Annotated in this window: 13 protein-coding genes; 9 read left to right on the forward strand and 4 right to left on the reverse strand. The window is 39.5% G+C overall.

From position 1 onward, the window contains the following. The first annotated feature begins 110 nt into the window (after positions 1 to 110). The 5 genes from LS69_RS07335 to LS69_RS10895 are packed head-to-tail and all read left to right on the forward strand — an operon-like array spanning position 111 to position 3471. A complete protein-coding gene (locus tag LS69_RS07335) occupies positions 111 to 1367 on the forward strand; it encodes a tetratricopeptide repeat protein (RefSeq protein ID WP_138123633.1) in 1257 nt (418 codons plus the stop codon). Between the two features lies 1 nt (position 1368). Then, a complete protein-coding gene (gene bcp, locus LS69_RS07340; protein ID WP_138123635.1) occupies positions 1369 to 1842 on the forward strand; it encodes a thioredoxin-dependent thiol peroxidase in 474 nt (157 codons plus the stop codon). Between the two features lie 44 nt (positions 1843 to 1886). Further along, complete coding sequence (locus LS69_RS07345) at positions 1887 to 2435, forward strand: queuosine precursor transporter (protein WP_138123637.1); 549 nt, start codon at positions 1887 to 1889, stop codon at positions 2433 to 2435. Beyond that, the gene (locus LS69_RS07350; protein ID WP_138123639.1) at positions 2432 to 3001 is read left to right on the forward strand and encodes an HAD family hydrolase; all 570 of its coding nucleotides are present in this window, start codon (positions 2432 to 2434) and stop codon (positions 2999 to 3001) included. Before LS69_RS07345 ends, LS69_RS07350 begins: the two co-directional genes overlap by 4 nt. 59 nt (positions 3002 to 3060) lie before the next feature. After that, positions 3061 to 3471 carry a hypothetical protein gene (locus LS69_RS10895; protein ID WP_238699249.1) on the forward strand — a complete coding sequence of 137 codons (411 nt, stop codon included), beginning with the start codon at positions 3061 to 3063 and terminating at the stop codon, positions 3469 to 3471. A gap of 745 nt (positions 3472 to 4216) precedes the next feature. On the opposite strand, the gene metE is transcribed toward LS69_RS10895, so the two are convergent. After that, positions 4217 to 6487 carry a 5-methyltetrahydropteroyltriglutamate--homocysteine S-methyltransferase gene (metE, locus tag LS69_RS07360; RefSeq protein ID WP_138123641.1) on the reverse strand — a complete coding sequence of 757 codons (2271 nt, stop codon included), beginning with the start codon at positions 6485 to 6487 and terminating at the stop codon, positions 4217 to 4219. Positions 6488 to 6648: 161 nt separating this feature from the next. On the opposite strand from metE, the gene LS69_RS10480 reads away from it, so the two are divergent. Continuing rightward, entirely contained in the window at positions 6649 to 8751 is a 2103-nt protein-coding gene (locus LS69_RS10480) for a hypothetical protein (RefSeq protein WP_194145460.1), read from the forward strand. Positions 8752 to 8947: 196 nt separating this feature from the next. On the opposite strand, the gene flhB is transcribed toward LS69_RS10480, so the two are convergent. Both flhB and LS69_RS07375 read right to left on the reverse strand, forming a co-directional pair. Next, complete coding sequence (gene flhB / locus LS69_RS07370; protein WP_138123643.1) at positions 8948 to 10015, reverse strand: flagellar biosynthesis protein FlhB; 1068 nt, start codon at positions 10013 to 10015, stop codon at positions 8948 to 8950. Between the two features lie 13 nt (positions 10016 to 10028). Then, positions 10029 to 10688 (reverse strand): molybdenum cofactor guanylyltransferase, encoded by a 660-nt coding sequence (locus LS69_RS07375; RefSeq protein WP_238699251.1) that lies wholly within the window; start codon positions 10686 to 10688, stop codon positions 10029 to 10031. Positions 10689 to 10802: 114 nt separating this feature from the next. Between LS69_RS07375 and moaA the strand changes: the two genes are divergently transcribed. Then, on the forward strand, positions 10803 to 11801 hold the full coding sequence (moaA, locus tag LS69_RS07380; protein WP_138123645.1) for a GTP 3',8-cyclase MoaA: 999 nt from the start codon (positions 10803 to 10805) through the stop codon (positions 11799 to 11801). Here the strand turns inward: moaA and LS69_RS07385 are convergent. Further along, the gene (locus LS69_RS07385; RefSeq protein ID WP_138123647.1) at positions 11764 to 11961 is read right to left on the reverse strand and encodes a hypothetical protein; all 198 of its coding nucleotides are present in this window, start codon (positions 11959 to 11961) and stop codon (positions 11764 to 11766) included. The genes moaA and LS69_RS07385 overlap by 38 nt on opposite strands. Positions 11962 to 12319: 358 nt before the next feature. Here LS69_RS07385 and LS69_RS07390 point away from each other — a divergent pair, with 358 nt between their 5' ends. Together LS69_RS07390 and LS69_RS07395 are read left to right on the forward strand one after the other, a co-directional pair. Then, positions 12320 to 12757 carry a DNA starvation/stationary phase protection protein gene (locus LS69_RS07390; protein WP_138123649.1) on the forward strand — a complete coding sequence of 146 codons (438 nt, stop codon included), beginning with the start codon at positions 12320 to 12322 and terminating at the stop codon, positions 12755 to 12757. 250 nt (positions 12758 to 13007) lie between these two features. Further along, a partial coding sequence (locus tag LS69_RS07395; RefSeq protein ID WP_194145461.1) for a cache domain-containing protein occupies positions 13008 to 14169 on the forward strand: 1162 nt, incomplete at its 3' end.

Genomic DNA, 14169 nt, shown 5'->3' on the forward strand with positions numbered 1-14169 from the left:
TGACACTAGGTGTTTGTCAAGCTAAATGGGATTCCGCATTTGAAATTTAGCGGTTTTTCGCGAAGATTTTAAAAGTTTTGGCTATAATTGCGACTTTCAAGGAGAAAGCAATGCGGTATCAAGGACAACAAAAGATTCTTATGCTAATTTTGTTTGGGTGTGTAGCGTTGGGAATTAGCGGTTGTCTTAGCCAAAAGAATCCCTACAAATCCAACAAAGATTCTACAAACATACAAGAAATTGTGCAGAAAATAGCGCAAATAGAGGATTGTCAAAATAGCAATCAAGAATCTTGTCGCACATTGCTTGGATTAGGCGTGAAACTCGCGATTAGCGAAAATGACGCAAAACATAAATTTGGTATGCAAACCATACAAGACTTGTGCGATAGGAAGTTGGGCGAAGCTTGTTTTAGCTTGGGCGAATTTTCTATGTATGGTTGGAATCTAGCAGGAGGAGACCAAAGCTTCCCCCTCGCGCTAGATTCTTTCAAAAAAGCTTGTGCGCTGGATATTTCTTTGGGTTGTCAATACGCCGGAAATATGTATCATCAAGGACAAGGAGCGCAAAAAGACGCCAAAGAGGCATTGCAATACTACCAAAAAGATTGCCAAATCGCCCTCTCTAAGCTTAAGGATTCACAGCAAGAAACTATCAAGGAGTTTAGCGGGTGGGAAAGTATGCCTTGTATGAATATAGGGAAAATGCACTATCGCGGTGAAAGTGTGCCAAAGAATCGCAAAAAGGCTTTGGAGTATTTCACTAAAGGCTGTGAAGTCTCCGCTTATGCGTGTAGCACGATAGCAAGGCAATTTTATCAAGGAAATATCATTGACCAAGATTACAAAATGGCTTTTAGATTAGCCAAGCTTGGTTGTGAGAAAAGCAATGCGGAATCTTGTAATTACCTAGCGTCAATGTATCTTGAAGGCAAAGGCACAAAGCAGGATTCCAAACTCGCCTATCAGCATTTTTATAATGTATGCCATTATGGAGGGGTTGGAGGGAGATTCTACGCGCCTTTGTTGGAGAAGCAAATTGCTTGTTACAACTTAAGCTTGATTGCGATTCAAAAACAAAACCATAAACAAGCCTTGCAACTACTCCAACAATCTTGCAATGAGGATTTCTCCAAAGAAAGATTGGAATCCAATAAAATAAAAATACAAGATTATACTCCTGCGTGTCTGTATCTTGGATATGCCTATGCAGATGGCTATGGGGTAGAACAAAACCACAAACAAGCCTTGCTTTATTTCGCAAAAGCTTGTGATTTGGGGGAACAAAGTGCTTGTGAAGCCTACAAAAAGATGAAACTAACCCCTTATCTTTACAGCCTTGAACCCAATGATTTTACAAAGGAATAGAATGGAATTAACCCTTAATGCAACAGCACCGAATTTTAGTTTGCCCAATCAAGACAATGCGGAAATTTCTCTGCACGATTTTATCGGAAGTTGGGTGATTGTGTATTTTTATCCCAAAGACAAAACACCCGGCTGCACGACAGAAGCTTGTGATTTTCGCGATAATTTAGAATCTTTTAGCGATTCCAATGCGGTTGTTCTTGGAATCAGCCCCGATAGCACCAAAACCCACCAAAGCTTTATTAACAAAGAATCCCTAAACTTCACTCTACTTAGCGATCCTAGCAAATCTGTGCTTAAAAGCTATGGAGCGTGGGGGCTTAAAAAGCTTTATGGTAAAGAATATGAGGGCGTGATTCGTTCTACCTTTTTGATTGACCCACAAGGAAAAATTGCGTATATTTGGAAAAATGTCAAAGTCAAAGGGCATATTGCAGAAGTTCTAGCCAAGCTCAAAGAACTAAAGGGATCTTAAAATCAAAAATCATAAAATACACTTTTTCTTTTTAAGGATTCTTGATGTCTAATGCTGTCTTGGTTATCTCTGCGGTGATTTTTACCGCATTGATTGTCGCGTCAAATTATCTCGTGCAATTCCCGATAAATGACTTCCTTACATTGGGTGCGCTGACTTATCCTTTTACCTTTTTACTTGCTGATGTTTTGGCAGAAAAATACAGCAAACAAGAAGTGCTTAAAGTCGTGCGCATTGGAATCGTTTGCGCCTTTGTCCCTTCGTTGTTTTTAAGCGAATTAAGAATCGCAATCGCAAGTGTAAGCGCGTTTTTTGTCTCACAACAGCTTGATGTCTATGCGTTTTTTTGGATTAAATCCAAACTACCCAAAGTTTGGTGGCTTAGGAGCGCGGGAAGCACAGCATTTTCTCAAGCTTTAGATACGATAATCTTCTTCCACATTGCCTTTTTGTTTGTAATGCCTTGGCAAAGCGTTTTAATGTTGGTTGCTGGGGATTATTTGATGAAGTTTCTCTTTGCCTTTGCCAATACGCCTTTATTTTATCTTTTTGGGATTAAAATGCAGAAGTTTTTAGGAGTTTTCGCACGATGAATAATAGCACAAAACCTAAAGTAGTGTTTTTTGATAGAGATGGCGTGGTGAATCTTGAAGATTCTCCTTATGGCTATAAGATTGAAGAGTTTTATTTCGCTCCTTATTTTATGGAGCTATTTTGTGAGCTTAAAAAGCAAAACGCGCTTTGTTTTGTCGTTACTAATCAATCCGGAATCGGACGCGGAATCTTTAACCAACAAGACTTTGAAATTCTAAGTGCGTTTATGCAAAACGCGATTCGCTCTTGCCTTACGATTCCGCTACGACAAAGTGGCTTTGTGCCTAAAAATATCGGATTTGATGGCATTTATTTTTGTCCGCATACCAAAGAAGCGCAATGCGCTTGTCGCAAACCCAAACCCGCAATGCTAGAGAAAGCTATCACGGAATTTAACCTTGATTTAAAATCCTGCGATTCTTATATTCTAGGCGATAAAGAAACCGATATGCAAGCTGGACTTGCAGTAGGAGTGCAAACGCGGATTTTGATTGGCTCTGAAGATTCTCCAAGCGCGACGCATAGGGTGGCAAACCTCAAAGAAGCATTAGAGATTCTACGATAGGACTTTGAATCTTTGCGGTTTGAAGATATTTCAAGATGACATTATCAAGGCAATCTGAAATGATGGCATCAAAAGAAGTGGATTTAGATGATTATGATATTGGGATTATCGGCTTAGGCATAGCAGGTAGCAACCTTGCACGACTGCTTTTACCGCACCTCAAAGTGATTGCGATAGACAAAAAAGATTCGCAGGGGAATTGCTTTGATGCAGGATTCCATAAGCCTTGCGGTGGATTGCTATCCAAAGGTGCGCAAAAATGCTTTGCCAACCAAAGCTTAACCCTCCCTAAAGAGATTCTTAGCTCCCCACAACCCTTTGCAATCAACACCATTGATCTTCCTTCTAAAGTCGGCTCTTATATCCCAAAGCACTATGTCAGCGTGGAGCGACATCGTTTGGATTTGTGGCTTAAATCCCTGATTCCTCCACATATTGAAGTATGGCATAATGCGTTTTTAAGGGTTTAGAATCCCTCCCCAATACCAACAACAATTCAAAACTCCATTATCGCGCGAGATTCCGCCAACAAGGCAAATCTTACACTTTCAAAGCGCGTTATATCATCGGTGCAGATGGCGCAACGAGCCATTTAAGAAGATTCTTATATCCCGACCTCAAAACGCAAACGCTCATCTGCATTCAAGAATGGTTTAAAGAATCCAATCCCCCAATGTTTTCTTGCTATTTTAATGAAAACATTACACCAAGTTATAGTTGGAGCGTCTCCAAAGAGGGATATTTCATCTTTGGCGGTGCGTATTTGCATTCTCAATGCGCAGCACGATTCCAACAACAAAAAGCGGCTTTACAAAACATTGGCTTTGCCTTTGATAAAGCACTGAAGCGTGAGTGCTGTTTGGTGCTTTATCCCAAACGCTTCAAAGATTTTGTATGCGGAAAAAACCATATCTTTTTAGTAGGAGAGGCGGCTGGATTCGTGAGTTTTAGCACACTTGAAGGCATTAGCGGAGCGATGAGAAGTTCTGAAATTTTGAGCGAGATTCTTAATCGCAATGAGCCTAATGCGCACAATGCCTATGCCAAAGCAACAAGATTCTTAGTATTTAAAACGCTATTTCGGGCTTACGCGCATTATCCTTTTATGTTTGTGCCTTGGATTCGGCGTATCATCTTAAAATGCGGTATATTGCGTATTAAAAAAGGAATGGATAAGGGGGTGGATTCTATAATCCAAATCCGCCACCCATTAGTCTATCGCGCCTTTTCTCGGACCTTTTTTACCGCTTCTACGATGTTTTTTAGGCTTGGTTTGACTTCTTCCCATTTGCGCGTTTTTAGCCCACAATCGGGATTAATCCATAGCTGCTCACTTGGCAAAACCTCCAAAAGTGCGTGGATTTGTGCTTCAATCTCTTCAACGCTTGGGATTCTAGGGCTATGAATATCATACACTCCCGGTCCCACTTCGTGCGTATAGCCCACTTCCTTAAAGACTTTTAGCAACCTATTGCCACTGCGTGCGGTTTCAATGCTAATCACATCAGCATCAAGGGCTTCAATTGTCTGGATAATATCATTAAATTCGCTATAACACATATGTGTGTGGATTTGCGTTTGTGGCTCTGCGATAGCCGTAGAGATTTTAAAAGCCTCCAAAGCCCACGATTCGTAATCTCTAATGTTTTCTTGGCGCAAAGGATAACCCTCTTTAAACGCCGCTTCATCTACTTGAATGATTTGGATTCCGCCTTTTTGCAAATCATCAATCTCATCGGCAATGCAAAGCGCGATTTGTTTGCATACTGCGCTTCTTGGTAAATCATCTCGGACGAAACTCCAATTTAGAATCGTTACAGGTCCTGTGAGCATACCTTTCATTATCTTTTTAGTGAGACTTTGGGCGAATTTACTCCACTCTAAAGTCATCGGCTTTTCTCGCGCAATATCCCCAAAAATAATGGGTGGCTTAACGCAACGACTGCCATAGCTTTGCACCCACGCATTTTGGCTAAACACGAATCCCTCCAACTGCTCTCCGAAGTATTCCACCATATCATTACGCTCCGGCTCTCCATGCACTAGCACATCAATCCCAATTTCCTCTTGGAATCTCACACAATCCCTAATGTATTCTTTAATCCCCTCTTCATATTTGGATTTGTCAATCTCGCCCTTTTTATAGCTTAAGCGCAAAGCCCGAAGTTGCGGAGTTTGTGGGAATGAACCAATCGTGGTTGTGGGAAGATTTGGGAAGTTAAACCGCACTCTTTGAATCTTAATACGCTCACTAAAGGGCAAACTTCTTTGTGTTTGCGTGGTTTGCTCCGCTCTTTGACGCACTTGCGCATTATTGGTTTTGTCTGAATTTTTGCGATTCTTAATGATTTGCTTATTTGTCTGCAAAAACTCTTGTGTAACATCATCTATCTGCCCTCTAAAGACATTTTCCAAAACACAAATTTCTCTGACTTTTTCTTCTGCGAAACTAAGCCACGAGAGGATTTGCGAATCCATTTTGTCCTCGCCCTCTTTGCTAAAAGGCACATGCAAAAGTGAGCAAGAACTACTCACTACGATTCTATCCTTTGGCACAAACGCGCTAATGGCGTTTAGAATCTCAAGCTTGGATTCCAAATCCGCCACCCAAATATTGCGCCCATCAATGACTCCCGCATAAAGCACTTTGTCGCTTTTGCCAATTTTCTCCAAGCTTTGCTTGTTTTGCTCCCCATAAAGGAAATCAAGCCCTATGCCATAAATATTGGTTTGAAGTAGAATCTCTGTAAGCTCGTTGCTATGTTCAAAAAAGGTGCTAACAATGGCTTTAATGCCTTTTTTGCTAATCTCATTATAGATACATTCAATCAAATTTCTATCATATACGCATTGTAGATTAAGTATTTTTTCATCAAATCCACGCACGAAAATCGGCTCACTAAACTCTACGACTACTTCCTTGTCTAGCGCAACAATCGCGTCAATCAAATCCAAATACGCGCTTTTAAGCTTTTTAAATACTTCTTTTGGGTCGCCTTTGATGATTTTGCTTAATCCAAAAAATGTAAAAAGCCCGATAAGTTGGATTTTGGGTTTGTATCCTAAATTTTTAGCTTCATTATACTGCGCTTGAATCCGTTCTGCATTGGCGCAATAGTTGTCATCTATGCTTAATTCAGGCACGACGAAATGGTAGTTTGTGTTAAGCCATTTGGTCATTTCACACGCTACGCCCTTTTTATGTCCTCTAGCCATTGCGAAATATCCCTCTAGCCCCTCTAAATCTTTGAATCTGTGAGGCTTGGCATTGAGCATAAAAGCCAAATCTAGCACATTATCATAAAAGCTAAAATCATTGGTGCAAACATAATCCAAAGGCTTTTGTATCTCCCAAGCTTTTTTGCGCAAATCCTTTGCAAGAGATTCCAACTCCTGCTCACTACATTTTCCACTCCAAAAACTCTCTAGTTGTTTCTTTAGCTCCCGATTTTTCCCAATGCGAGGAAATCCCAAAATATTACTCATCATAACTCCTAAAATAAAAATGAGGCGGAATTATACATAAAAATTTTAAAAAACACAATATGTATTATTAAATTTATAATTTTGTTGGATTCAAGGATAAATCAAACCCTTTTTCACATTTTGCTATAATGTTTAAATAAATCAAGAATTAAAGGCAAACAATGTGGTGTAAAGAATCGGATTTAGCAGAAGTTGCATACACGCTAGAAAAATCTAGGGATTGCGCAATCATTCACTTACAAGAGGCGCGGAATCTTGAAATCATAAGTCTTGGGGGAGGTGAGGACGCGAAAAACTTTAATGTGTTGGCATTTGGAGAGAATCAATGGAGAAGCTTAGATGAAGAACCGCACGAATCAGCAGAATCTAATGGCACAAAATCCATAATTATCAGGCTTAATGAGAAGTATTCTATCGCGAAACTAAAAATCACGAGCCAAAACCCACAAGCCTTAAAAAACCTAAAAATTCATTTGTATGTGAGGCGATATACAGGACTATTCGTAGTTGCCGTAGCAAGTGGCTATGGCGATAGGCTCATCGGGCTTTTGAATTGTATGTATTTAGCGTCTCTTAGCAACTTTAACTTCGGATTCACTTGGCTAAGTCGGACTATCAATAATAATACACAAAATGTAACCAATATCGTGGTGGATTCTCAAGAAAGGGTGTTTGAAAAAGATTTTATCCAAAAACATTCTTATAATGGAAAAATCCAAAATTCCGGGTGGATTGCCGTAAAGGGTAGGGATTCCATAGAAGATTTTGCCAAAAAGCCTTTTATGTGTGATTTTGGCTATTATCTCTATCATGCCAATATCAAATATTATCTAAAAAATGCCCCCAAAGACGCTACGCTAGAATACCCAAAACTATGGGAGAAAATAGGCTTTAGTAAGGAGGTTAAAGAAGTGCTAGAATGCGCTAAAAAGTGTGCGCTAGATGTGGCTAAAGAGGGCTTTATCGCGATTCATCTAAGAAGTGGCGATATCGTCTTTAAGGATTATTGTTATAATTCCGGTCATTGGCTTTACAAAACTATGCCCATAGAAGCGGCATTATGGATAATAGAGTGCAATCAAGACAAAGATATTGTCCTATATGGAGAGGATAGAGAGGTGCTAGAGGCGATAAAGGCGCATTTCAAGGAGCTTAAGATTCATCTAGCATATACTCTAGCACCTGAACTAGACCCAACAATGCAGACATTCTTTGAGATTGGATTTATCGCACAAGCAAAAGAGATTTATGGGGCTAGTGGCAGTGGATTTGCTAGACTTCCTGCACTCATTGGGCTTGGGCGTGAGCCAAAAGCGTGGAATGAGGGTCTAAGTGAGTGGGAGTGTGCTCAAATAATCCATAAATATTTTAACGCGCTAGATTCTATCCACCCGCTACATAAGGCACACAGTAAATATTATTACTATCAACTCTATCGCAGAATCTACCCTAAAGACTATGCGCATTTTTCTGACACCTTAGAATCCGCACTTGGTTTTAATCCGCAAAACCTTATGTATTCTTGGTTGCTTTTAGAATCCTCTTTAAATCTTGGAAATTTAGAATATAGCGACTTTTTAGCCCAAACAATCTTACAAAAACCATTACAATACACGTTAAAGGTGCTTTTTGAATGTCAATTTTCTAGCCAAATCGTGCCAAACATCACGCAAAGTTTGCAGAATCTACCCCAAAATAGCTCTTATGATTCTTTGCGTCTCATTCTAGGTAGCATTTATGAGGCAAAGGCACTAGACATTTATAAGCAATTAGCACAAAATTCTAAATCATTACCCCCAGAGATTCTTAAAACTTTGGAATCCAAAATCCAAAATCTAAAGCTAAATCCTGCTACTTTAGATTCTAAATTAAAGTTGTTAGTCAAAGAAAACGCCACAAAACAAAAGCGTATCAATGAGCTAGACAATGCTAAGATTAGAATCCACAACCATTTAGCTTATAAATTAGGTAGTGCAATGATTCTAAGCTCTAAAAGTTTATGGGGATACATTAGAATGCCTTATGTATTAAGCTATATCAAAGAATCCCATAGAGAAGAACAGAGAAAATATCAACAAAAAATCGCAAAGAATCCTAGTTTGAAATTACCAAAATTGGAATCTTATGCGGATTATCAGGAGGCTTTGAAAGAAAAGCAATGCTTCACTTATAAGCTTGGCGAGGCTCTAATAGCAGCTAATAATGTGGGGGGGGGGGGCAAATACTCTCCTTTTTACGATTCTTTGCCGAAGTGCGTAGGTTAAAGAAAGAGTTTAAAGAGAAAAGAAAATAAGGAATCGCAAGGACATTAGGGTTTTATTCGTCATTGCGAGAATGCGTAGCATTCGTGGCAATCTATAAGATTAGTTTCCTTTGCGTTTGTTAATGGAATCTTAAAAGTGAGATTCTAAGCTATGGATTGCTTCGGCTTCGCCTTGCAATGGCGAAAGAGACACAATCCTAACTCGCCCTTTTCTTGCGTTCATCATTGATTTTTTGGACTTTGATAAGCACTTCTACCATTGCTTGATACAAAGTTTCTGGAATCTCCATATCCAAATCCACATCTTTATACAACGCCCGAGCCAAAGGAGGATTCTCAATAATTGGAATCTCGTGTTCGTTCGCAATTTCTTTAATACGCTTAGCCAAAAAATCCACGCCTTTTGCCAACACACGCGGTGCGCGTTCTTTTTGTTGGTCGTAGCGCAATGCGACAGCATAGTGGGTTGGATTGGTTACGACGACATCGGCGCTCGGGAGATTCTGCATCATACGCTTTCTAGCCGCTTGAAACATCAAGGAGCGGATTTTGCCCTTAATTTGTTGGTCTCCCTCCATATTTTTAAACTCATCTTTGACCTCTTGTTTGCTCATACGCAAAGACTTGAAATACTGATACCTTTTAATCAAATAATCCACACTCGCCATAACTAAAAAAAATGCCAACAAGATTCCAATCAAAATCAAAGCCTTATCGCGAAACCAAAGCATTTGATCGCCGATAGGGAAAAGCGCAACCGTGGTTAGTTCGTGCATAAAGCTAATAAAAACAAAAAATCCAATCACAAAAGCTGTCATTACTTTAAAAGTAATCAAGAATCCGTCAAGAAGTTTTTTAAGCGAAATAAGATTCTTTAATCCACTGATGAAATTTAACTTCTGCAACTTTGGCTGAATCGCTTTGACCGTGAGCAAAAAACCACTTTGGGAGACATTTGCCACTACACCCATAATCATCAAAGCAGCAAAAATAGGTGCGAGAAGTAAAAGAATCTGAAAAACAAGAGAAATTGCGATAGACATAGCGTTTTCACGCGTTAAATCTTGGGAGAAACTTTGATAGATTTGCTCAAACACGCTACTAATGCCCCTCACCCAAAAGTTAAAACACAAAAAAATCAGCACCAACCCCATTACAAGCCCTAAAAACGCATTGACATCAGGGCTTTTAAGGACATTTCCCTCTTCTCTAGCCTTTTCAATCTTACGCGGGGAGGGGGCTTCTGTCTTTTCTTGATCGTCCATTTTATGCCTTTATTTAGGATTTTATGTGCGCTAAAGCTTGATGATAATCTTCTTGCGTGTTAAGATTCTGTGTTTTTGCCTCTTCTATCTCTACAAACTGCGTATTTATCGCGCTTAAAAGATTCATCAATTTGTAATCGTTTTGGGCGATTTGGGCTTGAATCTGCGCAAGAGAATCTCGCGTGTAGATTCCAAGTAGAGGGTGAATCTTGCTATTTTTGGCAAAAGTTGGTTTGCGGTTTGCTATATAGGCTTGCCAAATTTTCGCAACGCAATCCATATCAAAAAAAGGTGCGTCAATGCTTAGGACAAACGCATGGCATTGGAGAGATTCCAAAACACTTTGCAAACCAAAAATCGGCGCGAATTGCGATTTTGGTAAATGCGCTAAAGTCGTTGAAGTATCCAAATCTTCGGGTGCATTGGAATCTAAAATCGTTTGGATTCCAAAGGCATTTGGAATCGCAAATTTAGCCGAGAGATACACACTCTCAAACGCTCCTTTCAAACGCCTAATTTGAAAATCCGCCAAAGTTTCTGATTCCCCGCCAAAACTCAAAGTTTGCTTTAATTTGCCCATTCTTACACTTTTGCCACCACACAAAAGCACAAGAGGAATCGCAAAAGGCGGCGCATCAAAAGGAATCGTAGAGGGCTTTGGAAGCTCACACAAAAGAATCTCCTAAAAGAAATCAAAAATCTAAAATTACGCTAAATTTTGGCAAAATTATAGCTTTTTTCAAGCACTTTTGGTAGGATTCTAAACTTTAAATTTCAAGGAGTGCGTGTGCTAGTAGATGGTTTTGGACGAACCATTGATTATATGCGGATTAGCGTAACACAAAGGTGTAATTTCCGCTGTGCTTATTGTATGCCAAATACGCCGATGAATCTTGGCGATGAGCGTGATGATGTGCCATTGGAATCTGTGTTGAATTTCGTAAAAGTCGCCATAGAACAAGGAGTGAAAAAAATCAGAATCACGGGCGGAGAACCGCTTTTGCGCTCCAAAATCGTTGAATTTATCGCCCAAATTTATGCTTTCGCCCCGCAAATTGATATTGCACTCACAACGAATGCCTTTTTACTCGCTCCTCTTGCCAAACCTCTCAAGGAAGCAGGGCTAATGCGCATTAATATTTCGTTAGATTCGTTGCAAAAGGACAGAATCTCGTGCATTTCTAAGCGTGATGGATTGGAAAAAATCTTGCAGGGCATTGAAGAAGCGCATAAAGTCGGATTCAAAATCAAGCTCAATATGGTCCCGCTAAAAAATCTCAACGACGATGAGATTGTCGCGGTGCTAGAATATGGTATGCAAAAGAGCATTATGGTGCGCTTTATTGAATATATGGAAAACACACACGCCAAAGGAGGAATCACAGGCTTAAAGCTTAGCGAGATTCTTACGCGTGTGCGCCAAAAATACCCCGCACAGGTTTTTGAAAAGGAGATTGTCGGACCTGCGACGCTTTTTAGGATTCCAAAGGAGAGTGTGCAAGAATCTCTAGGATTGCAAATGGCACGGGATTATATCTTTGGCGTGATTGCCCCGCACAACGATGATTTTTGCAAAACTTGCAACAGAATCCGTCTAAGTAGTGAGGGCAAACTGATTCCTTGCCTCTATCATGATAATGCAATTGACATCAAAGAAGCTATGCTTTATGGCGATACTGATGAGATTCTATCACGCTTGAAGCTTTGCATTCAAAACAAGCCCGAAAAGAATGATTGGGGCAAAAACGCTATCTCTTCAAGAGCGTTTTACCAAACCGGCGGCTAATGTTCGCTGTCAAAATACGCGTTATTGCGAGATTCTGCGATAGTAGAATCGTGGCAATCCATAATCTAAAATCTCGCCATTGTGGAATCCGCTTTTGTTTAAAATCATAGCCGCGTTCGCTTCGCCATTTCACAATGACGCAAGGATTACCATTACGCATTGCATTGCCTAGTCGTCATCGTGAGCACATTGCATAGCAATTTGCCCATACTTGCACAAATTTGAAAAATCTTCGTGCATTTTATTTTTATCTTATAATTTTTAAGTAAGATTCTATTCGCGCTTTTTAGCGCGTGTCTCCTTTGGTAGATTACCCCCCCCAATCTGCCAAAAGACTTGAAGGCGATATTTTCGCCTTCAAAGCTACACTAGATTCAAAACAGCCAAGAAATAACAAGAAACAAACAGAATCCAAAAAGCCAAAAATTAAAAAGAGCAAACTTTTCTTAATGATAATTATTTTCCTTTAAGAATCCGATTTGTATAATTTCACATACAAAATTTTTAAGGAGACAAATATGAATAAAATTGTTCAAGCGTTGAAGCAAATTCAAGCGGATTCCGCAGTATTTTATATCAAACTTCACAATTACCATTGGAATGTTAAAGGTGCTGATTTTCACCCTGTGCATTCTGCACTAGAAAGTATGTATGATGAAGTTACAGAGCAAATGGACGAAGTTGCAGAGCGCACAATTCAAATCGGCGAAAAGCCTTTTGTAACGCTAAAAGATATGTTGGCTGCTAGTAAAATCAAAGAAGACAAAGGCACAAGCTTTGATTCTAAAACCATCTTGAAATCTATCTTGCCTGATTATGAGTATTTCTTGAAATCTTTTAGAGAACTTTCTGATTTGGCAGGTGAAGCAAACGACAAAGCCACCGTTGCCCTAGCGGACGAAAAAGTTGCAAGCTTAGAAAAAGCAATTTGGATGTTAAAAGCACAACTTGCCTAAAACTGCATACACGAAGATTCTTAAAATCTTCGTGCTACGCTTCATTGAGTTTCCACGCACAAACTAACACACTAACCAAAACTGCACATTAAACCAAAACTTGGCAACCCAAACAAGCTTTGAATCTCTCTTTGCCTTATTTATGTTGGCTTTAAATTGCAAAAGTCAAAAACTTAACCATAAATTAAAGAATAATTCTATAAACTATCACTATTTTTGTATTGAAAAATGAAAGCAAAAGGAGATTCTTATGAAAGCGTTAAGGGTATCGCTGGTAACGAAAATTGCGGGTTTGATTGTTGTTACTTTTGTGATTATGGTAAGCATTAGTGCAATCGCAAATTACAAAAACACGATTGATGATTCCATCAAAGTCTATCATTTGCTCCAAGAAAGCATTTTGAAGGCTTCTTACACGACTATCAACATCACAATGAACATTGAAGCAGAGCAGCACTTGAAGTTTTTAGCCGAAGAGATTAGCGGAATTAATCGCTATGATATTGCGTCTATTCGTAAAGCACTCTCAAGCGTGCAATACACCGTGAAATATCCTGATATTTATATGGTTTATGAAGACAATGGAGATTTTATTGATGAATGGCTAGAAGACCAATTCCCTACTCATTTTAGCAATCAATACACTCCGATTCCCTCAACTTACAAAGATATGCGAGAGGCTTCATGGTATCTCCAAGCAAAGCAAAAAAATGGCTTTATTGTAACTCCTGCTTACCTTTCTAAAAGCGGAAAACTCGCCGGACAACACCTAGCAACTGCGGCATTGCCCTTCTTCCAAAATGGTAGATTCGCAGGTGTGATTGCAGTAGATATTCCTTTGGATTTATTCCAAGACCGCTTCAAAAACTTTGATACTCCGGACTTTCCAAGCCTTAATATCTACATTATGGACCAAAATGGAGAAATCGTATCCCACGAGATTCCAGAGCTTGTGTTAGACAACAAAAAAACTCCACAAGAAGTTGCAATTATGCAAGCGGTGAAGCAAAATCCACATGGAGTTATCAAGCTAAAAGACCACACCAACACGGAAAGAATCGCGCACTATCAATCTATGCCTTTTGGTTGGACAATGGTTGCAAGTGCGGATTATGCGGATTACACAAGGGCTTCTAACATTACTGCTTTCAAAAACCTCGTCATCAATGCTGTGCTAATCATCATCGGTTCTGTTATACTTTATTACATTATTAGAATCTTCCTAAAACCAATCCGACATATTCAACAAGGCTTGTCTCGTTTCTTCTCCTACCTCAACCACGACACAACCACAGCCAATTTAATCAAGATAGAATCTCACGACGAATTTGGCATCATGGCAAAAGAAATCAATCAAAACATTCAAAACATTCAAAAAGGTTTAGAGAAAGATGAAATTGCGATTGCCCAAT

The organism is Helicobacter sp. MIT 05-5294, from assembly GCF_000765675.1.
Classification (GTDB): Bacteria; Campylobacterota; Campylobacteria; order Campylobacterales; family Helicobacteraceae; genus Helicobacter_D.